Consider the following 19,317-nt stretch of genomic DNA (forward strand, 5'->3'; position numbering starts at 1 on the left):
GGACCAGTCATGAACGACGAACGTTTCCCCGGCCTGCGCCGCCGCGGCTTCCTTGCCGCCACCACCGGCGCCGCCGCCCTCGCCCTCGTCGGCTGTGGCGGCGGCACCGACGGCAAGACGGACAGCGGCAGCGGCGGAACGCCGAAGCGCGGCGGACGCCTGCGCGCCGCCTTCGCCGGAGGCGGAGCCAGTGAGACCCTCGACCCGCACCTGGCCAACCTGTTCGCCGACGTCGCCCGCGCCAAGGCCCTCTACGACAAGCTCGCCGACTACGGCGCCGACCTCTCCGCCCAGCCCCGCCTCGCCGCGAAGTGGGAGTCGAACAAGACCCTCGACCGCTGGCAGGTCACCCTGCGCGAGGCCACCTTCCACGACGGCAGGCCGGTCACCGCCAAGGACGTCCTCCACAGCTACCGCCGCATCGCCGACCCCGAGCAGACGTTCCGTGCCAAGGCGTCCCTGGAGCCCATCGACCTCGACGCCAGCCGCGCCACGGGCGAGCGGAGCATCGAGTTCGTCCTCAAACGGCCGACCGCCGAATTCCCCAACGTACTGGCCGCGTTCGGGGCGTACATCGTCCCCTCGGGCGCGAAGGACTTCGACAAGCGGCCCATCGGCTCCGGCCCCTTCCGGTTCGTGTCCTTCACGCCCGGCCGCTCCGCCGTCTTCCGCCGCTTCGACGAGTACTGGGACGGCGCGCCCCACCTCGACGAGCTGGAGTTCGTCGTCGCCAACGAGGAGTCCGCACGCGTCAACGCCCTCCTCGCCGGCCAGGTCGAGTACGCCCACGAACTCAACCCCACCACCGCCCGCGCCCACGAGGGCCGGGGCCAGATCGAGATCGTCCGGCTGCAGGGCAGCGCCATGCAGGCCTTCTGCATGAAGACCGACCGGCCGCCCTTCGACGACAAGCGGGTGCGCGAGGCGTTCTACCTCATCGCCGACCGGAAGGAACTCGTCGACGGCGCCCTGTCCGGCGCGGGCGTGGTCGGCAACGACCTGTTCGGCAAGGGCTACGAGTACTACGCCGACGGCCTGCCGCAGCGCGAGCAGGACCTCGACCGCGCCCGCGCCCTGCTCAAGCGGGCCGGCGCCGAGAAACTGAAGGTCACCCTGGACACTTCGGCCGTCGCCGCCGGATTCACCGAGGCCGCGAGCATCTTCCGTGACCAGGCCGCCAAGGCCGGTGTCACGATCGACGTGAAGATGGGGAGCAAGGACTCCTACTGGAGCGACATCCTCGACGGCGGCACCCTGTGCTGCTACCGCTCCGGCGCCATGCCCATCGAGGCGCACATCTCCCAGCGGCTGCTCACCGACTCCACCACCAACGCGACCAAGTGGCAGCACAAGGACTTCGACACCCTCTACCAGCAGGCCCAGTCCACCCGCGACAAGACCGAGCGGGCCGCCGTCTACGAGCGGATGCAGCGCCGCCTGTACACCGAGGGCGGCTTCCTGATCTGGGGCTTCGCCGACTGGATCCTCGGAACGGCCCGCAAGGTCAGGGGAGTCGAGACCGAGGCCCCCGCCAACACCCTCGACTGGGCCCGCTTCGACAAGGTCTGGCTGGCGTGAGCGGTCTGCGCTCGTTCGTCGCCCGGCGACTGCTCCTCGGTGCCGTGCAGACCGTGGCCGTCGTGCTGCTGGTCTTCGCGCTCACCGAGGCGCTGCCGGGCGACGCGGCGGTGGCCCTCGCGGGCGACCAGCCCGACCCGGCGCGCATCGCCGCGATCCGCGAGGCCATGGACCTGGACCGGCCCGCCCACGAACGTCTCGCGGACTGGGCGACCGGCCTGCTGCACGGCGACTTCGGCACCTCCCTGACCTCCGGCCGCCCGGTGGCCCGGTACATCGCCGACGGGTTCGGCCCGAGCCTGCTGCTGGCCACGCTCACCCTGGCCCTGCTCGTCCCGCTCGGCTTCGGGCTCGGCGTGCTCGCCGCCCGCCACGAAGGGCGGCTCGTCGACCGGCTGGTCAGCTCCGTCACTCTCGCCGTGTACGCCGTACCCGAGTTCGCGCTCGGCGTGCTGCTGGTGACGGTGTTCGCGCTGAAACTGGCCTGGCTGCCGCCGACCGCGGTCGGCTACGGCACCGACCTCCTCAGCCATCCGGCGGTGCTCGTCCTCCCCGTGCTGGTCCTGCTCTCCCGCCCGGTCTGCTCCCTCTCCCGCCTGGTCCGCGCCGGCATGGTCGACGCCCTCGCCTCGCCCTATGCCGCCCACGCCCGCCGCTACGGCGTCCCCGGCGCACGCGTCCGCTACGCGCACGCCCTGCCCAACGCCCTCGCCCCGGCCGCCCAGCAACTCGCCCGCACGGTCGACTGGTTGCTGTGCGGGGTCATCGTCGTGGAGGCGCTCTTCGTGATCCCCGGCCTCGGGACGGTCCTCCTCAACGCTGTCGCCGAGCGGGACGTGCCGGTGGTGCAAGGGCTGGCGGTGGTGTTCGGCGTGCTGACCGTCGTACTGAATCTGGGCGCGGACGTGGTGGCGTACCGGCTGACGCCCCGGGCGGGGGTGACGGCGTGAGTGCCACGCGTCGTTTTCTCCTCGGCCTCGCAGTCGTCGCGGTCCCGCTGCTCCTCGCCCTCCTCGGGCCCCTGTTCGCCGGTGAACCCGGCCCCCGCGCCCCCTCCTTCACCCTCGGCGACGGACACTGGCTCGGCACCGACTTCGTGGGCCGGGACGTCTGGCGGCAGGTGCTGCACGGGGGCCGTACGGTCGTGCTGACCGCGCTCGCCGCGACGGCCCTCGCCTACCTGGTCGCGCTGCCGGTCGGACTCGCCGGCGCGGTCACCCACGCACGGCGGCTGGAGGAGCTGCTGATGCGGCCGCTCGACGTCCTGCTCGCCGTGCCGTCGCTGCTGCTCGTCCTGCTGGTGGCGTCCGTGTTCTCGCCGGGTGCCACCGGGCTCGCACTGCTCGTCGCGCTGGTGAACGTGCCCGACGCCGCCCGGATCGTACGGGCCGCGGCGGCCGAGGCGGCGGCCCGGCCCGCGGTGGAGGCGCTGCGCATGCAGGGCGAGACATGGTGGCGCGTCGCCGTCGGCTACGTCGGCCGCTCGGCCCTGCGCACCCTGGCGGCCGACGCCGGTATCCGGCTGACCGGCGTGCTGTACCTGGTGTCGACGGCCGCGTTCCTCGGCGTGGGAGTCGCCCCGGACGCCGCCGACTGGGCGGTCATGGTCGACCGCAACCGCACCGGGCTCTTCGTACAGCCCTGGGCCGTGGTCGTCCCCGCGCTGCTGATCGTCGCCCTGACGACGGGCACGAACCTGCTCTTCGACGCCGCCCTGGAGAAGAGCCCGAGACCGAAGGGACGGCGGCTGTGACCGAGACGGACCAGAGCCGGACGCCGGAGCCCGTGGCCGAGATCCGCGACCTGCGCGTCGAGATCGACGGCCGCGCGATCGTCGACGGGGTCCGCCTGCGCGTGCTCCCCGGCCGTGTGACCGCCCTGGTCGGCGCCTCCGGCAGCGGCAAGACCACCACCGGCCTGGCGCTGCTGGGGGAGTACCCGGCCGGTGCCCGGGTCACGGGGGAGGTGCGCCGGTCCGCAGACGGCCCGGTCGGGTACGTGCCGCAGCATCCCGCCGCCGTCCTCAACCCGGCCCGCCGCGTCAGCGCCCTGCTCGACGACATCGCCCGCCCCCGGGCACGCCACCTGCCCCGCGGCGAACGCCGCGGCGCGGCCCGCGAACTGGTCCTGCGGGCCCTCGCCGACGCCCAGCTCCCGGACGCCGAAGCCCTTCTGCGCCGCTATCCGCACCAGCTCTCCGGCGGTCAGCAGCAACGCGTCGTCCTCGCCCAGGCGCTGCTGCTCGGCGCCCGCGTCATCGTCGCCGACGAACCCACCACCGGTCAGGACGCGCTCACCAAGAGCCGGATCGTCGACCAGCTGGCGGCGGTCGCGGCCCGCGGTATCGCGGTCGTGCTGCTCAGCCATGACCTGGACGTCGTCCGCGCCCTCGCCGACGAGGTCCTCGTCATGCGCGCGGGAGAGGTCGTGGAGTCGGGGCCCGTGGCGCGGCTGTGGGCGGCGCCCCGCCACGCGTGGACCCGTCGGCTGCTCGGCTCACAGCGGGCGGCACCACAGGACGGGCCCGGCGGCGACGCCCGGCAACCCGCGCTGGAGGTACGGAACCTGACCGCCGCGCACGGCCGCGGGAACACCGTCCTGCGCGTCCCGCACCTCGCGCTCCACCCCGGCGCGTGCCTGGCCGTCGTCGGCCGCTCCGGCAGCGGCAAGACCACGCTCGCCCGCTGCCTCGCCGGCCTCCACCGCGACCACGACGGCGACATCCTGCTCGACGGCACACCGCTCCCGCGCAGCCTGCGCCACCGCAGCCGTGCCCAACTGGCCGCCGTGCAGTACGTCTTCCAAGACGCCCGCGCCGCCTTCGACGAACACCGGCCCGTCCTTGACCAGGTGGCCCGTACGGCGGTACGGCTGCGGGGTGCGGGCGAACGGGCGGCGACCGACGAGGCGTCGGCCACCCTCGACCGCCTCGGCCTGCCGGCGGAACTCGCACACCGCCGCCCCGGCGAACTCTCCGGGGGCGAACTCCAACGCGCCGCCCTCGCCCGCGCCCTCCTCGCCCACCCCCGCGTTCTCGTCTGCGACGAGATCACCTCCGGCCTCGACACCGTCACCCGCCGGGGCATCCTCGACCGGCTCGCCGCCCTGGTCCGCGACCGCGACGACCTCTCCCTCGTGCTCATCACCCACGACCTGGACGCGGCGTCGGTCGCCCACCGCATCGCCGTGGTGGACGCCGGCGAGATCGTCGAACAGGGCCCGTCCCGGCGGGTCCTGACCGAGCCCCGGCACCCCTTCACCCTCTCCCTCACGGAGACGATCGCCCGTCCGGACACGTATACCCGGGCATGAACCGAAGCGAGTCACCCCCGTTACGAGTTGAACCGGGGCAGGGCCCTGTGATTAGGGTGCGGGCGATGTTCTGCGCAGACGCCACCCCCTTATCCCGGGTAGGACGAGGCACAGCCGCCTCGAGCTTCTTCGGGAGGGCCCGTGAGTGACACGGTGACGACGGCCCGCCCGGTGGCCGAAGAGACCGGGGCGTCGCGGGGAACGGAACAGGGCGCGGCCGCCCGCCCGGTGCGGCAGCGGGACGCGTTCTTCGACAACGCCAAGTACCTGGCGATCGTGCTGGTGGCCGTGGGACACGCCTGGGAGCCGCTGCGGCCGGGCAGCAGAGCCGTCACCGCGCTCTACATGGTCGTCTACGCGTTCCACATGCCGGCGTTCATCATCGTCTCCGGCTACTTCTCGCGCACCTTCGACGGGAGCCCGGGGCGCCTCAAACGCCTGGTCACCGGTGTCGCCGTGCCGTACGTGGTGTTCGAGACGGCCTACACCCTGTTCACCCGGTGGACCAGCCAGGACCCCGACCGCCCGATCAGCCTGCTGGACCCGCTGTATCTGACCTGGTTCCTGGCGGCGTTGTTCGTCTGGCGGCTGACGACGCCGCTGTGGCGGCATGTGCGGTGGCCGCTGCCGACGGCCCTGGTCATCGCGATGCTGGCGACGCTCTCGCCGTCCATCGGCCATGACCTCGACCTCCAGCGCACCCTGCAGTTCCTGCCGTACTTCGTGTTCGGCCTGCTGCTGCGGCCGGAGCACTTCCGGCTGGTGCGCCGGCGCAAGGCGCGGATCCTCGCCGTGCCGGTGGGCGTCTGTGCGCTGGGTGTGGCGTACTGGGCGGTGCCGCGGATGAACTACGCCTGGTTCTTCCACGCCGACAGCGCCCGGGAACTGGCCGCCCCGTTCTGGTACGGGCCCGTGATGACGCTGGCGGCCTTCGGCTGCTCGGCCGTCCTGGTCGCCTGCTTCCTCGCCTGGGTGCCCGGGCGCCGGACGTGGTTCACCGCGCTGGGCGCGGGCACGCTGTCCGGCTACCTGCTGCACGGTTTCGTCGCCCAGGCCGCCAAGTACTGGGGCTGGTACGAGCCGGCCTGGGTGGGCCGGCCCGCCGGTGTGCTCCTCGTCAGCGCCGTGGCCGCCGGGGTGGTGACCGCGCTGTGCACGCCGTCCGTACGGCGGGGCTTCCGCTGCCTGACGGAACCGGCGATGCCGTGGGCCTTCGCGGGCCCGCGAGACACCGCAGCCCGGCCCGGCTCCCGTCGGGCTGCGCGGTGAAGGCCGACCCCGCACGCTGGAAGGACAGCACAGCAGTGAGGCGGCATGGCCGGCGGGGAACGCGAGGAGACCTGGAACGACTTCCGTGAGCTGGTGAACATGACACCGGCCGCACTGGAGAAGTGGCCGGCCTCCGACGCGTCGCATCCGCCGACACCTGGCCCAGCGGCCCTCCGGCGACGTACGGGAGACGCGGTGGCGGCACTCCCTGATGAACTGGGGGCACGACCCGCTGGCCTGACCGGCGCGGGCCCCGCCCGTGCCCTCGGGCTCAGTGGGCCTCGGGCCGGCTCGGCGGCGCGGCGTGCCCGTTCAGGGCCTGCGTCATCTGGTGCTGCGTCTCTTCGGCGACGACGCGAGCCTCCTCGACGACGTCACCGCGTTCGCGTATGAGGCTTTCGTAGATCGGCAGTTCTTCGTTGCGGGGCGAGTCGGGTTTCACAGGGTTGTCCTAACGCTTTACAGCCGGGTCTGAGGGGCCCGTGTAAGTCTGCGTCATGCCGTGCCGGGGTGTTACCCACCCCCGTCGTGTCCAGAATTCCGTCACGAGCTTCGCGAATTCCCCATCTTTGCGACCGCGGGTAAATTGCCTGGGCACGGCGAAGGGCCCCGGGAAGCACGTCCCGGGGCCCTTTACGCGATGCCGTCAGAGCGACGTCGTGTGCACGCCCGCGCTGCCGCCGGCCGCGGCGCCCTCCGGCGACACAGCCCCCTGGAGGTCGGCGCAGACGCCCGCGGTCAGCGGCTCGACCAGGCCGCTGGAGAGGGTGCCCACGAGGTCCAGGGAGGCGCCGCCCGCCATACCGCCGGAGACGGTCTCCAGGTCGGCGTCGGACAGCTCGGCGAGGTCGACCCGAGAGGTGAGGTTCATTGGAGGTGTTTCCCTTCGCGTGAATATCTCGCAGTGCCGGCGAGCGTGGGGGTCGCCGGGGACAGAACCTGGATTCCGCACCGACGGCTCCGCCGTGCGCAGGATCAAAGCACTCCACGGGAGAAAAGTTCCAGCCGCCTCCCGGCGCCGCACCGCACCTTTCGCTGACCGTCTTCACCGCCATGACCACGCACACACGAAAAGCGCCCACTCCTTCACACATCCTGTCGCCCTGTCGCGCGCACGTGCATTGCGCGCCGATTCCCGAAGCGGGCACTTCGGCGCCAAGTTCCCATGCCACGTCGCGGCCTTGGCGCCCGGCCCGTCGTTCCACGGTGTCCTGGCGAACGGTGTGCAGATGTGCTGGAGGTTCGGATTCCGCTTCGTCAGGCCGTCGCGGTCGGCTGCATCAGCCGGGCCAGCAGATCGTCCAGGGTGACCAGGCCGGTGAGCCGGCCCGCGGTGTCACGGACCACGGCCAGGGAGGACCGGCGGCGGCGCAGCACCTCGATCGCGTCGGCGACCGTGGTGGCCTCCGTCAGCTCGGGCACCGGCCGGGCCAGTTCACGGGCGGTCGTGGCTCGCCCCCGGGCCCGGGCGACCAGCGCGTCACGGGCGTGGACCGAGCCGAGGACGGCGCCGTTCTCCCGGACGAGCAGCCGGGTGCGGTCGAGGCCGGCCGCCAGCCGCAGCAGTGCCTCGACGTCCGTGCCGCCCTCGACCCAGGTGATCTCCGCGGCCGGGATCCGCAGTGCCGCGACCGGCGTCTCCGGCTCGGTCAGCGAGCGGGTCAGCAGCTCTGAGTCGGCCGTGCTGATCAGGCCCAGCCGCTCCGACTCCGCCACCAGGTGCGTCAGCTGCTCCCGGTTGTGCACCGAGGCCAGCTCGTCGCGCGGGGCCACCCGGCACAGCCGTACCAGCGCGTTGCTCACCGCGTTGAGCAGCCGGATCAGCGGCCGTACGGCCCGCACCACGGCTCGGAACGGCGGGGAGAGCAGCATCGCCGAACGCTCGGGGTGGGCGATCGCCCATGACTTGGGGGCCATCTCGCCCACCACCATGTGCAGGAACACCACCACGACCATCGCCACGGCGAACGCCACGCCGTAGCTCACGGCACTGGGCAGGCCCAGTCGGTGCAGCAGCGGGTCGAGTTCGTGCGAGATCGCCGGCTTGGACACCGAGCCCAGGCCCAGCGTGCACACGGTGATGCCCAACTGGGCGCCGGCCAGCATCAGCGACAGCTCGCGCATACCGGCCAGGGCCGCCCCGGCTCCGCGCCGCCCCTCGGCCGCCGCCTTCTCCATGCGGTGCCGTTTGGCGGCGACCAGCGCGAACTCGGCCGCCACGAAGAAGCCGCTGCCGATCAGCAGCAGTACGGTCACGAAGGCCGCCATCGGGAAACTCACGCCATCTCCTCGGCTTGAGCGGCCTGCGCCACTGGGCTGATCCGGACCCGGTCGGCCACGTGCCGGTCCAGCGTGCGGACGTCGATCACGACCCAGCCGCCCCCGGGCAGCTCGACGGTGACCCGGTCGCCGACCGTCGGGAAGCGGCCGAGCCGGTCCACGACCAGGCCGGCCACGGTGTCGTAGTCGTCGTCCTCCGGCAGCCGGACACCGGTGGCCTCGGCCACCTCGTCCAGCCGGCGGCCGGCGTCGACCAGCCAGCCGTCGCCGTCCGCGACGGCGAGCACGGTGACCCGGTCGGACTCGTCGGCGATGTCGCCGACCAGCTCCTCGGCGATGTCCTCGTACGTGACGATGCCCGCCACGCCGCCGTGCTCGTCGAGGACGACCGCGAACTCGTCGTCCTGCTCCCGCATCCGCGTCACCGCGTCCGGCAGCCCGAGGGTGTCCGGCAGCAGCAGCGGCCGCCGGGCCACCTCACCGGCACCCGCACCGGCGAGGCGCGCGGCGGGCAGCGCCATGAGCTCGCGCACGCCCAGCACGCCCACGATGTCGTCCGGGTGGTCGCCGAGGACCGGGTAGTTGGAGTGGCCGTGTACGGCGATCAGGCCGACCGCCTCGTCGGCGCCGGCGTCCTTGCGGACGAAGACGGCGTCGGCGCGCGGCACCATCACCTCGTCGAGGGTCCGCTCGGAGAACTCCAGCGCGTGGTCCAGCAGCGCGGCGGTGTCCTTGGGCAGGGCGCCCTGCTCGTGCGACTCGCCGATCAGATGCCCCAGCTCCTCCAGCGTGGCGCCGTGGTGCAGCTCCTCGACCGGCTCGATGCCGGCCTTGCGCAGCAGCTTGTTCGCCGCGCTGTCGAAGACGCGGACGACAGGGCCCACGACCTTCAGATACGCCAGCGTCGACGGGGCCAGCGCCTTCGCCAGCCGCTCGGGCACGGCGATCGCGAGGTTCTTCGGGGCCAGTTCGCCCAGCACCATCTGCACGACCGTGGCCAGGACGAAGGCCAGTGTCACGGAGGCGCCGCTCACGGCCGCGTCGGGCAGGCCGAGCCCGGACAGGGCCGGCCTGAGCAGCGCGGACACCGACGGCTCGGCGATGAAGCCGACGACCAGGCCGGTGACGGTGATGCCGAGCTGCGCGCCCGACAGCATGAACGACAGCCGCTCCAGCACCCGCAGGGCGCGGGCGGCCTTCTTGTCCCCGGCTTCGGCCTCGCGCGCCAGGGTGAGCCGGTCCGCGGAGACGTAGGCGAACTCCTGGGCGACGAAGTAGCCCGTGCCGGCGGTCAGCACGAACACGGCGAGCAGGCCCAGCAGGGCGTTCGCGGCACTCATCCGACACCATCCCGCCGTGTGCCGCGATCACTGATGTCGCGGCGGAATGGTCGGGGACTGTGCCCCGGGGGGTCCGTCGGTCTGGCGGACAAGAAGTGGCTCCTCATGTGTGGTGTGTATCCGGGTCAACGCTCGTCGTCGCACCCGTGTTCCCGGATTCTACGACGGTGTAGAGCGGGCCTCAGCGCGTGCCGGACTCCTCGGCGAGGTCCGGCACCAGCGCACACAGCGCCTCCCGCTGGTCCGGGCCCATGAAACGGGCGAGGGACTGCGTCACCGTCTCGGCGAGCGGGCCGGAGGCCTCGGTCAGGAGGGCGCGGGCCTTGTCGGTGAGGGTGACCTCGACGCCGCGCTTGTCGCCGCACACCGACTTGCGGGTGACGAGGCCGGCGTGCTGGAGGCAGGCGATCTGGTAGGTGAGGCGGGTCTTCGGGCGGCCCAGGAGCTCCGCGACGCGCGTCATGCGCAGCCCGCCCTCGGGCTGCTCCGCGAGCAGGCACAGGATCAGGAACTCGTCGTGCGAGACGTCCAGCTTCTCCTTCACGACCGAGCGCAGCCGCTGCTCCACTGCCCCGGTCGCGGCGAGCACCAGCATCCAGGCGCGCAGCTCGGCCGGCAGCAGCCCGCTGCCCTCGGCGAACTGGCATTCGGGCAGGTCGGCGGAGTGCTCCTGGGGGTCGGCCATGCGTCCCAGCCTACCTGTTGTCCAAATTTGAAACAGGGGGTTGTTCAATTTTGGACGAGCCGCTAGCGTGCAGTCATCCAAATTTGGACGAGATGAGCTCGGACAAGACATACGAGTGGAGAAAGACCATGACCGTCGCCGTGGAAACCGGACTGTGGCAGCTCGACACGACCACCTCGACCGTCGGCATCCAGCACAAGACCATGTGGGGCCTGGTCACCGTGAAGGGCACCTTCGGCACGATCGGCGGCTCGGGCGAGGTCCGGCCCGACGGGTCCGCCGTCGGCACCCTGACCTTCGACGTCGCCTCCCTCGACACCAAGAACGCCAAGCGCGACACCCACCTGAGGTCCGCCGACTTCTTCGACGCCGACCACCACCCCGAGATCACCTTCGTGGCCCGCAGTGCCGAGCTGCGCGACGGCGACCAGGTGCACATCGTCGGCCAGCTCACCGTGCGCGGCATCAGCAGGCCGCTGTCGCTCACCGCCCGCCTGAAGGACGGCACTGCCACGGGACTCACGCTGGAGACCGAGTTCAGCGTCGACCGGGAGCAGTTCGGCATGGGCTGGAACCAGCTGGGCATGATCCGCGGCCGGACCACGGTCACCGCCGGCCTGCGCTTCGTCCGGACCGGCGGCTGACGCGGCCCCGGCGCGGTGTCAGCCCGTCCGGCGCACCGCCTGCTGCACATCCGCGCTCGACAGGGTCTGCGGCGACGCCGTGAACGCGCGCAGGCGGATCCGGGCCCCCGGCCGGGGCACGGTGAACCGGCCCGAGGGCGGCCGGAGTTCATAGCGGGCGGTGGCATGCGCGGGCAGGCTGCGCGGGCCCCGGACGATCCGCCAGTACGGGTCCATGCCCTGGCCCATGGTCAGGGTGAAGTGCGGGGCGAGGGCCGTGTCGTCCGTGTTGGTGACCTGGAGGGTCAGGCGGGAGACGGTCGCCGCGGTGGGATGGCGGGCCGCGACGACCCGCATGCGCAGGGGCGGCGTGCCCGTCGCCGCCACGGCCGCGCCGCTCAGCGCGGGCAGGAGCAGCAGCGCCGCCAGGGCGATCCGGGCCGGGCGGCGCCGCGGCCCGGACAGCAGGCGCACACGGGGCTGCCAGGCCCCGGCGAACGCCGACGCGGGAGCGGTGACGGCCGCCGCCAGCCACAGCGGCGTCATCAACAGGTAGTAGCCGTCCTGGGAGCGGGTCGCCAGATAGAAGGCGCACCAGGGCAGGACGGTCGCGGCCGGCCCCAGGCGCCGTACGAAGAGCACGAACAGCACGAGCAGGCCGGCGAGCAGCAGCAGGCTCGCGGAGGAGTACCAGTCGAGCCGGTCGCTGCCGTTGGTCAGGTACAGCGAGATGTCGACGACACCCTGCCCGTGCAGCACCGCGCCCTGCGTCAACGGCAGGGCGATCCCCGTCAGCCAGGGGCCCGGCTCGCTGACGACGAAGTAGGTGTTGACCAGCAGCCACACGGCCGCCGCGGCCCCGGCGAACCGCAGCACCACCACCGCCGCGGCCCGGCCGCCCAGCTCACCGCGCCGCACGGCGTAGAGGCCGGCCAGCAGGAACGGCGCCAGGAACCAGGGGAGTTGCTGTGCCGCGCACGCCGCCCCCAGACACGCGGCCCGCGCCAGACCCGCCGCCCCGAGCCGCCCGCCCGCACCGGTCCGCGGCCAGCGCACCACCACCGGCACCAGCAGGGCCAGGGCCACGATCGCCGGGTAGCCGAGCCGCCCGTACGACGGCAGCATCCCGAAGCCCAGACACACCATGGTCGCCGCCGACCGCCACGGGGCCGGCAGCATCCGCCACAGCACGACCGTGCCGGCCACCAGCGCGCCCGTGCTCACCGCCGTCGCCGGGGTACCTCCGTGGCCCAGCCACAGCAGCGGCACGGCCAGCAGCGGGGCGAGCGGCGGATAGCCGTAGGTGAGGTCGTAGCCCCCGGTCACCGTCGGGGTGAGGGCCACACCGTGGCCGAAGAGCCAGGGCCACGGCTGCCCGTACACCGGGTGCCCCGCGGCCACGTCCCGGGCCGCCTGGGTGGTGAGCAGCGCCTCGTCGGAGCCGTGGTGGAGCATGATCCACGCGCACAGGGTGAGCGTCACGCCCGTCACCAGCACGCACAGGTCCACCCGCGCCAGTGACCGTTCCCGGCGGACGACCAGGGCCAGCACCCCGCACACCAGGATCGAGGCGTAGCACGCCGAGATCACCGCGGCCACGGCCGGCCGGTGACTGGCCGCCGTCGCCCACACCGCACGGGTGCCGATCAGCAGACTGATGTCGGCGAGCAGGGTCAGGACGCGGTGCCACTGGGCCGGGGGCGGTGGCACGGCCACCGCCGACTGCGTGCGCGGGCCGGGCACCACCAGCGTGGTTTCTGCCGAGTACACGCCGCAGGACGCTAATCGCCGCCGGTGAGCGCGGCCCGGACGGCGGTGAAGAGACGGGTGTGAGGCGAGTAAGGACCCGACGCCCGCTCAGTACACGTCCCGTGCGTACCGCTTGTCCGCCGCGAGTTGTTTCACGTACGCGGCGGCCTCCGCCTCGCTCAGCCCGCCGTGTGCCACCGCGATGTCCCGCAGGGCCCGGTCCACGTCCTTGGCCATGCGGGAGGCGTCGCCGCAGACGTAGAAGCGGGCCCCCTCGCACAGCCAGTGCCACAGCTCCGGCCCGTGCTCGCGCATCCGGTCCTGCACGTACACCTTGTTGCGCTGGTCGCGGGAGAAGGCGGTGTCCAGACGGGTGAGGGTGCCCTCGTCGAGCAGAGCCGTCAGCTCGTCCTCGTAGTAGAAGTCCGTCGCGCGGTGCTGCTCGCCGAAGAACAGCCAGTTGGGGGCCCGGTGCCCGAGGGCACGCCGCTCCTGGAGGAAACCGACGAACGGCGCGACGCCGGTGCCGGGGCCGACCATGACCATCGGCGTCGACGCGTCGGCCGGGGGCCGGAAGTGCGGCGAGCGCTGCACGAACACCGGCACCTCGGTGTCCGCCCCGGCGTCGGCGAGGAACGGCGAGCACACCCCGCCGCGCGGACGCCCCTGCAGGTTCTCGTACCGCACCACGGACACCGTCAGCGACACCTGGTGCGGATCGACCAGCGGGCTGGACGATATGGAGTACAGCCGCGGCTGGAGCTTCCGCAGCACCCCCGTCCACTCCTCGGCGTCCGCCCGCACCGCGTACTCCGCGATCACGTCCACGGCCTGCCGCCCCCAGCACCACTGCGCCAGCCCGTCCTTGTTGTCGGGCCGCAGCAGCCTGCGCAACTCGTGCTTGTCCCGGGCGCGTTCGGCGACGAACCGCAGCAGGTCCGGGGTGATCTTCGTGATGTCGAGGTGCCGGCCCAGCGCCTCGCCGAACGGCACCTCGCCCACCCCGGCCACCTCGACGGCCGCCCCGGCGTCCAGCCCGGTCACCGCCAGCCACTCCGCCACGAGGTCCGGCGCGTTGACCGGCCGCACGCCGAGCGCGTCCCCGGCCTCGTACGCCAGGTCCGTCCCGCTGGTGTCGAAGGTGAACCGCCGGACCTCCTTGCCCGCGCCGGGCCGGCTGAGCAGCCGGTTGCCGACCAGCCGGGCGATCGTGGCCGCGGGCTTCGGCTTCGGCTTCGGTTCCGGTGGCGAGGCCGGCGAGGCGGCCGGACCGCCCAGCGCCGTGAGCACCTGGTCGAGCCACGCCCCGGCGGAGGTCCCGTAGTCGGGCTCGCAGTCCGTACGCGGGGCCAGCCGCACGCCGCCCAGTTCGTCGAGCCGCGCGTCCAGCCGGCGCCCGTGCCCGCAGAAGTCGTCGTACGAGGAGTCGCCGAAGGCGAGCACGGCGTACCGCACCCCCTCCAGCCGCGGGGCCTCCTCGCCCGAGAGCCTGTCCCACAGGCCGGTTCCGTTGTCGGGCGCGTCACCGTCCCCGAAGGTGCTGGTGATGAAGAGCAGGTCCGCGGTGCGGGCGAGCGCCGTGACGTCGGCCTCGTCCATGCCGACGAGGGTCGTACGGTGCCCGGTCGCGGTCAGCCGCTCGGCGGTGGCGGTGGCGAACTCCTCGGCGTTCCCCGTCTGCGAGGCCCACAGCACCACGACCTCACGGCCGGCCGGCTCCGTCGCGGGGGCGGCCGGTGGCGCCGATCGCGAGTACATGCCGGCGAGGACGCCGTTGACCCACAGGGCGTGCTCGGGGCTGAAGGGCGCGTCCGGCGGGAGCACCGGAACGCCGGGGGCGCCCGAACCGAGCCCGGCGAGGAAGCCGGTGAGGTACTGGCGTTCCTGGGCGGACAGGACCGGGGGAGGGGAGGGCCGGAGGCCGAACGGGTCGGTCCCGGCGGGGGTGACGGTCGTCGGCGTCAGAGCCCCGGCCGGTTCCTCGCGTTCCGTGCCCACCGCGTCGTGCGCGGACGCCTCACGTACGGGCGTCGCCACCTTCGCCAGCGACACCGCGCACACCTTGAACTCCGGCTGGAACGACAGCGGATCCACCGCGTCGCTCGTCACCGCGTTGATGCTCAGATACTCGCCGAACAGGTCGTTCCAGTGGAAGGGCGCGAAACAGCAGCCCGGCCGCACCCGGTCCGTCACCACCGCCGGCAGCACGGCCCGCCCGCGCCGCGAGGCGACCTCGACCAGGTCGCCCTCCGCGACCCCGAGCGCGTCCGCGTCCCACGGGTGGAGCTCCACGAAGGGCCCGGGGTTCAGCTTGTTGAGCTTGGCGACCTTCCCGGTCTTGGTGAGCGTGTGCCACTGGTGCTGCACCCGCCCGGTGTTGAGCACGAAGGGGTAGTCGTCGTCCGGCATCTCGGCGGCGGGCAGATGCGGACGGGCGAAGAAGACGGCACGACCGCTCGCCGTCGGGAACCGCAGCCCGTCGTCACCCACGTACCGGACGGGATTGCGCTCCGGACCGTCCTCCCGCGCGGCCGGCCACTGCACGGGCGTCCGCCGCAGCCGCTCGTAGGAGACACCCCGCAGATCCCACTGCGTCTTCGGGTTGTGGAACCGCCGGATCTCCTCGAAGACCTGCTCGGCGCTGTCGTACGAGAACCCCTTCTCGTACCCCATCGCGCACGCGACCTCCGCGATGATCCTCCAGTCGGCCATCGCCTCCCCGGGCGGGTCCGCGGCGGCCCGGGTCAGCGTGAGGTTGCGCTCGCTGTTGACGAAGACGCCCTCGGCCTCGGTCCACATCGCGCCGGGCAGGACGACATCGGCGTACGCGTTCGTCTCGGTGTCCGTGAACACGTCCTGCGTGACGACGAACTCGGCGGCCTCCAGGCCCTCGATGACCGTACGCCGGTTGGCGACCGAGGCGACGGGGTTGGTGCAGATGATCCAGCAGGCCTTGATCTCCCCGTCGGCCATCTTCCGGAACATCTCGACGGTGCCCTGCCCGACCCCGTCGGCCCGCAGCGTCCCCGGCGGCAGCTCCCACACGTCCTCGGTGAACGCCCGCTCCTGAGCTACGAGCACCGACCGCTGCCCCGGCAGCCCCGGGCCCATGTAGCCCATCTCGCGCCCGCCCATGGCGTTGGGCTGGCCGGTGAGGGAGAACGGCCCGGCGCCCGGACGGCAGATCGCGCCCGTCGCCAGATGCAGGTTGACCAGGGCGTTGGTGTTCCAGGTGCCGTGCGTGGACTGGTTCAGGCCCATGGTCCAGCAGCTCATCCACTGCTTGCCGGCCTCGCCGATCAGCCGGGCGGCCCGGCGGATGTCGTCCTCGGCGAGCCCGGTGATCTCCGCGACCGCGGCCGGGGCGTAGTCGGAGAGGAACCCGGGCATGTCCTCCCAACCCTCGGTGTGGGCCGCGACGAACTCCGGGTCGGTGTGCCCGTCCGCGTGCAGCAGGTGCAGCAGGCCGTTCAGCAGCGCGAGGTCGGTCCCCGGCCTGACCTGGAGGAACAGATCGGCCTTGGCGGCGGTCGCGGTCCGCCGCGGATCGACGACGATCAGCCTGGCGCCCGCCTTGACCCGCTCCATCATCCGCAGGAAGAGGATCGGATGGCAGTCGGCCATGTTCGAGCCGATGACGAGGAAGACGTCCGCCTGGTCGAAGTCCTCGTACGAGCCGGGCGGCCCGTCCGCGCCCAGCGACAGCTTGTAGCCGGTGCCCGCGCTCGCCATGCACAGCCGTGAGTTCGACTCGATCGAGTTCGTCCGCACGAACCCCTTGGCCAGCTTGTTCGCGAGGTACTGCGCCTCCAGGCTCATCTGCCCGGACACATAGAAGGCGACCGAGTCCGGCCCGTGCGCGTCGACGATCGCCCGCAGCCGTGCGGCGGTCTCGGCGATCGCGTCGGCGACGGGCGAGGGCACCGGCTCCTCGCCCCGGTCGTCGCGGACCAGCGCGGTGGTCAGCCGCCCGGGGGCGGCGAGCATGTCGGCCGTGGTCGCGCCCTTGGTGCACAGCCGGCCCGCGTTCGCCGGGTGCGCCTTGTCGCCGGACGCCTTCAGGACCGTGCGCCGCCCGTCCGGCCCCATGCCGACATCGAGTACGAGACCGCAGCCCACACCGCAGTACGAGCAGACGGTGCGCACCGCTTCCGTCTCCTGCTGCGGCCGGGGGGTCGTGGTCATGCCGTCGACGGTACGAACTCCCCGTTACGCAGGTGTCACATTGCTTGATCACGAGGAGTTACGCCCGTCACACAGCCGTCTTCCGGCCGTTGTGAGGTGCATCGAGGTGGCGGAGCGTGTCGCAGTTGGGCCGAACGGGTGACCGTGCGCAAGAATTGGCCGATGGAGACAGCCAGCGCGAGCCAGGACGGAGCATGCCGGTGAACAGCCACGATGTCACCGACGAACAGTGGGAGGGGCTCGCCCAGGTCGTGCCGCTGAGGGGCCGGGACGCCTGGCCGTCATCCGTCGGCCACCGGTCCATACCCGAGGCCGAGACGGAGGCGCGACGCCGCTTCGTCGTGTTGCGGGTGAACGTCTTCGCGGACGCCCGTGACGTCGCCGAGACCCTGATGGCCGGTGTGCCGGTGCTGCTCGACCTGACCGGCGCGGAGACGGAGGTCGCCAAGCGCGTCCTCGACTTCAGCACCGGTGTCGTCTTCGGCCTGGCGAGCGGAATGCACCGGGTGGACCGCAACGTGTTCCTGCTCACGCCGGCGGGGACCGAGGTGACGGGCCTGATGGAGGGTGTCGGGGTTCCCGGGGTGTGACGTCCTGTGGTGGCCGGGTCGCCCGATCGTAGGAAGCCCCGGGAGACGGAACGGTTCGTCCCGCGAGCGGAGTCCTACGGTCCGGACATGACCCAGCCCCCCGCTGCCACGCCCCCCACTCCTTGCACCTCACTCGTGCGCCCGCGCATCACCGAACTGCGGCTGTCCGCCTTCGCCGGCCACCGCCGCGCCGCACTCCCGCTCGGGCCGCTCACCCTCCTCGCCGGTCCCAGTGGCTGCGGCAAGTCCAGCGCGCTGCGGGCGTACGAGGCGCTCGCCCGGCTCGGGGGAGGCGCCGCGCTCGGCGAGGCGTTCCCGGACCCCGTCGCCTGTGTACCGGAGCGGGCCCGGCCCGACGCGCAGCAGCGCCGCGGCTTCCGCATCGGCTGCACGGCCGACGGGCCCGCCGGCCCGGTCCGGCTCGATGTCGCCGTGCAGGCCGAGCCTCACCTGCGTGTCGTGGGCGAGCGGTTGACGGGCGGCGGACTGGTCCTGCTGGAAACCGCCCTGCGCGACCCCGGGAAGCGCGCCGTGCAGGCCGCGTGGCACACCGCCGGGCCGACGCCGGTGACCCGTGGCCCGCTGCCGGACGACCGGCTCGGCACCGCCCTGCTGCCGCTGCGCGTCGCCGGCCGGACGCCCGGGCAGCGCAGGGTGCTGGCCGCCGCCGAGCAGATGGTCGTCGCCCTGCGCTCCGCCTTCGCCTGCGACCCCGACCCCGGCCGGATGCGCGGCCCCGTACCGGCAGGCACCGGCCGGCTGCTGCGTCACTGCGGCAACCTCGCCGACGTCCTGCTGCGCACCCGCGCCGAGTGCGGGCACCGGCACACGCTGTTCGTCGCGGCGGTACGGGCCGGCTGCTCCGGGCCGGTGGCGGACGTCCTCGCCGAGCTGCCGGCGGACGGGACGGTGCGGGCGGTGCTCGACCGGGGTGACGGCATCCGGACGGAGTTCGGCCGGCTGGGCGAGGGGGAGTTGAGATACGTCGCGCTCGCGCTGGTGCTGCTCACCGGGCCGGGCGTGCTCGACCTGGACCCGGCCGGCGAGGTGCCCGCCGCCCTCCAGACGCTCACCGTCCTCGCCGACGGCCTCGACCGGAGCCTCGACCCCGGTCAGCGGGGCGCACTGCTGCGGCTCGCGGCCCGGATGTGCGAACGCGGCCACATCCGGCTCGTCGGCGCGGTGAGCGACGCGTCGTGGGCCGCCGGGACCGACGGGGTCACGGTGGTACACCTGAGGCCGTGACAGAACCTCTCGACGTGGCGAAACTGCAACGCCGGCTGGCCGAGTTCGCGGCCGCGCGGAACTGGCAGCCCTACCACACCCCCAAGAACCTCGTCGCCGCGCTCAGCGTGGAGGCGTCCGAACTGGTCGAGATCTTCCAGTGGCTGACGCCCGAGGAGTCGGCCCGCGTCATGTCCGATCCGGACACCGCGCACCGGGTCACGGACGAGGTCGCCGACGTGCTCGCGTATCTGCTCCAGCTGTGCGAGGTGCTCGGCATCGACCCGCTGGCCGCACTGGACGCGAAGATCGACCGGAACGAACGGAGGTTCCCGGTCCAGGAGCCGGACGGCCCACTCCGGTGAGCCGCACGGCCCACTCCAGGAGCCACACAGTCCACTTGTACGCTGTGTAACCAAAATGCGGCCCGAATCCGAATTGTTGTCCGCAGATTTCCGTCTTCCTCTGGCTTTTCGTCTCAC

16 protein-coding genes and 1 pseudogene are annotated in these 19,317 nt (G+C 72.8%); 10 read left to right on the top strand and 7 right to left on the bottom strand.

The genetic code is table 11. The features are described 5' to 3' along the window. Positions 1-9: 9 nt before the first annotated feature. The 6 genes and pseudogenes from ACH4G3_RS01115 to ACH4G3_RS01140 all read left to right on the top strand — a co-directional run bounded on the left by ACH4G3_RS01115 (position 10) and on the right by ACH4G3_RS01140 (position 6,400). On the top strand, positions 10-1,578 hold the full coding sequence (locus ACH4G3_RS01115; protein WP_397622470.1) for an ABC transporter substrate-binding protein: 1,569 nt from the start codon (positions 10-12) through the stop codon (positions 1,576-1,578). Then, a complete protein-coding gene (locus tag ACH4G3_RS01120; protein WP_397622471.1) occupies positions 1,575-2,528 on the top strand; it encodes an ABC transporter permease in 954 nt (317 codons plus the stop codon). Before ACH4G3_RS01115 ends, ACH4G3_RS01120 begins: the two co-directional genes overlap by 4 nt. Next, positions 2,525-3,331, top strand: a complete 807-nt coding sequence (locus tag ACH4G3_RS01125) for an ABC transporter permease subunit (RefSeq protein ID WP_397622472.1) — start codon at positions 2,525-2,527, stop codon at positions 3,329-3,331. The genes ACH4G3_RS01120 and ACH4G3_RS01125 overlap by 4 nt, the downstream gene beginning before the upstream one ends. Next, positions 3,328-4,890 (top strand): ABC transporter ATP-binding protein, encoded by a 1,563-nt coding sequence (locus tag ACH4G3_RS01130; RefSeq protein WP_397622473.1) that lies wholly within the window; start codon positions 3,328-3,330, stop codon positions 4,888-4,890. The genes ACH4G3_RS01125 and ACH4G3_RS01130 overlap by 4 nt, the downstream gene beginning before the upstream one ends. Positions 4,891-5,031: 141 nt before the next feature. Beyond that, complete coding sequence (locus ACH4G3_RS01135; protein ID WP_397622474.1) at positions 5,032-6,159, top strand: acyltransferase family protein; 1,128 nt, start codon at positions 5,032-5,034, stop codon at positions 6,157-6,159. 45 nt (positions 6,160-6,204) lie between these two features. Further along, positions 6,205-6,400, top strand: a pseudogene (locus ACH4G3_RS01140) (hypothetical protein). 30 nt (positions 6,401-6,430) lie between these two features. On the opposite strand, the gene ACH4G3_RS01145 reads toward ACH4G3_RS01140, so the two are convergent. From ACH4G3_RS01145 to ACH4G3_RS01165, 5 genes are all read right to left on the bottom strand, one after another. Next, positions 6,431-6,601 carry a hypothetical protein gene (locus ACH4G3_RS01145; RefSeq protein ID WP_397622475.1) on the bottom strand — a complete coding sequence of 57 codons (171 nt, stop codon included), beginning with the start codon at positions 6,599-6,601 and terminating at the stop codon, positions 6,431-6,433. Positions 6,602-6,805: 204 nt separating this feature from the next. Then, the gene (locus tag ACH4G3_RS01150) at positions 6,806-7,030 is read right to left on the bottom strand and encodes a hypothetical protein (protein ID WP_397622476.1); all 225 of its coding nucleotides are present in this window, start codon (positions 7,028-7,030) and stop codon (positions 6,806-6,808) included. A 386-nt stretch (positions 7,031-7,416) separates the two neighbouring features. Next, positions 7,417-8,439, bottom strand: a complete 1,023-nt coding sequence (locus tag ACH4G3_RS01155; RefSeq protein ID WP_397622477.1) for a hemolysin family protein — start codon at positions 8,437-8,439, stop codon at positions 7,417-7,419. Then, positions 8,436-9,779, bottom strand: coding sequence for a hemolysin family protein (locus ACH4G3_RS01160; RefSeq protein WP_397622478.1), 1,344 nt, complete (start codon positions 9,777-9,779; stop codon positions 8,436-8,438). The genes ACH4G3_RS01155 and ACH4G3_RS01160 overlap by 4 nt, the downstream gene beginning before the upstream one ends. A 181-nt stretch (positions 9,780-9,960) precedes the next feature. Continuing rightward, positions 9,961-10,464, bottom strand: a complete 504-nt coding sequence (locus ACH4G3_RS01165) for a MarR family winged helix-turn-helix transcriptional regulator (protein WP_397622479.1) — start codon at positions 10,462-10,464, stop codon at positions 9,961-9,963. A 128-nt stretch (positions 10,465-10,592) separates the two neighbouring features. On the opposite strand from ACH4G3_RS01165, the gene ACH4G3_RS01170 reads away from it, so the two are divergent. Further along, positions 10,593-11,108, top strand: coding sequence for a YceI family protein (locus tag ACH4G3_RS01170; protein WP_397622480.1), 516 nt, complete (start codon positions 10,593-10,595; stop codon positions 11,106-11,108). A gap of 18 nt (positions 11,109-11,126) precedes the next feature. Here ACH4G3_RS01170 and ACH4G3_RS01175 read toward each other — a convergent pair whose 3' ends face one another. Both ACH4G3_RS01175 and ACH4G3_RS01180 read right to left on the bottom strand, forming a co-directional pair. Continuing rightward, entirely contained in the window at positions 11,127-12,833 is a 1,707-nt protein-coding gene (locus tag ACH4G3_RS01175) for a hypothetical protein (RefSeq protein ID WP_397623348.1), read from the bottom strand. A 111-nt stretch (positions 12,834-12,944) separates the two neighbouring features. Further along, on the bottom strand, positions 12,945-17,021 hold the full coding sequence (locus ACH4G3_RS01180) for a bifunctional nitrate reductase/sulfite reductase flavoprotein subunit alpha (RefSeq protein WP_397622481.1): 4,077 nt from the start codon (positions 17,019-17,021) through the stop codon (positions 12,945-12,947). Between the two features lie 194 nt (positions 17,022-17,215). Between ACH4G3_RS01180 and ACH4G3_RS01185 the strand changes: the two genes are divergently transcribed. From ACH4G3_RS01185 to ACH4G3_RS01195, 3 genes are all read left to right on the top strand, one after another. Continuing rightward, positions 17,216-17,611 carry a cell division protein SepF gene (locus ACH4G3_RS01185; RefSeq protein WP_020273204.1) on the top strand — a complete coding sequence of 132 codons (396 nt, stop codon included), beginning with the start codon at positions 17,216-17,218 and terminating at the stop codon, positions 17,609-17,611. A gap of 87 nt (positions 17,612-17,698) precedes the next feature. Further along, a complete protein-coding gene (locus ACH4G3_RS01190; protein WP_397622482.1) occupies positions 17,699-18,856 on the top strand; it encodes an AAA family ATPase in 1,158 nt (385 codons plus the stop codon). After that, positions 18,853-19,200, top strand: coding sequence for a nucleotide pyrophosphohydrolase (locus tag ACH4G3_RS01195; protein ID WP_397622483.1), 348 nt, complete (start codon positions 18,853-18,855; stop codon positions 19,198-19,200). Before ACH4G3_RS01190 ends, ACH4G3_RS01195 begins: the two co-directional genes overlap by 4 nt. Positions 19,201-19,317: the final 117 nt, after the last annotated feature.

It is taken from the genome of Streptomyces afghaniensis, assembly GCF_044327915.1.
Lineage (GTDB): Bacteria > Actinomycetota > Actinomycetes > Streptomycetales > Streptomycetaceae > Streptomyces > Streptomyces afghaniensis.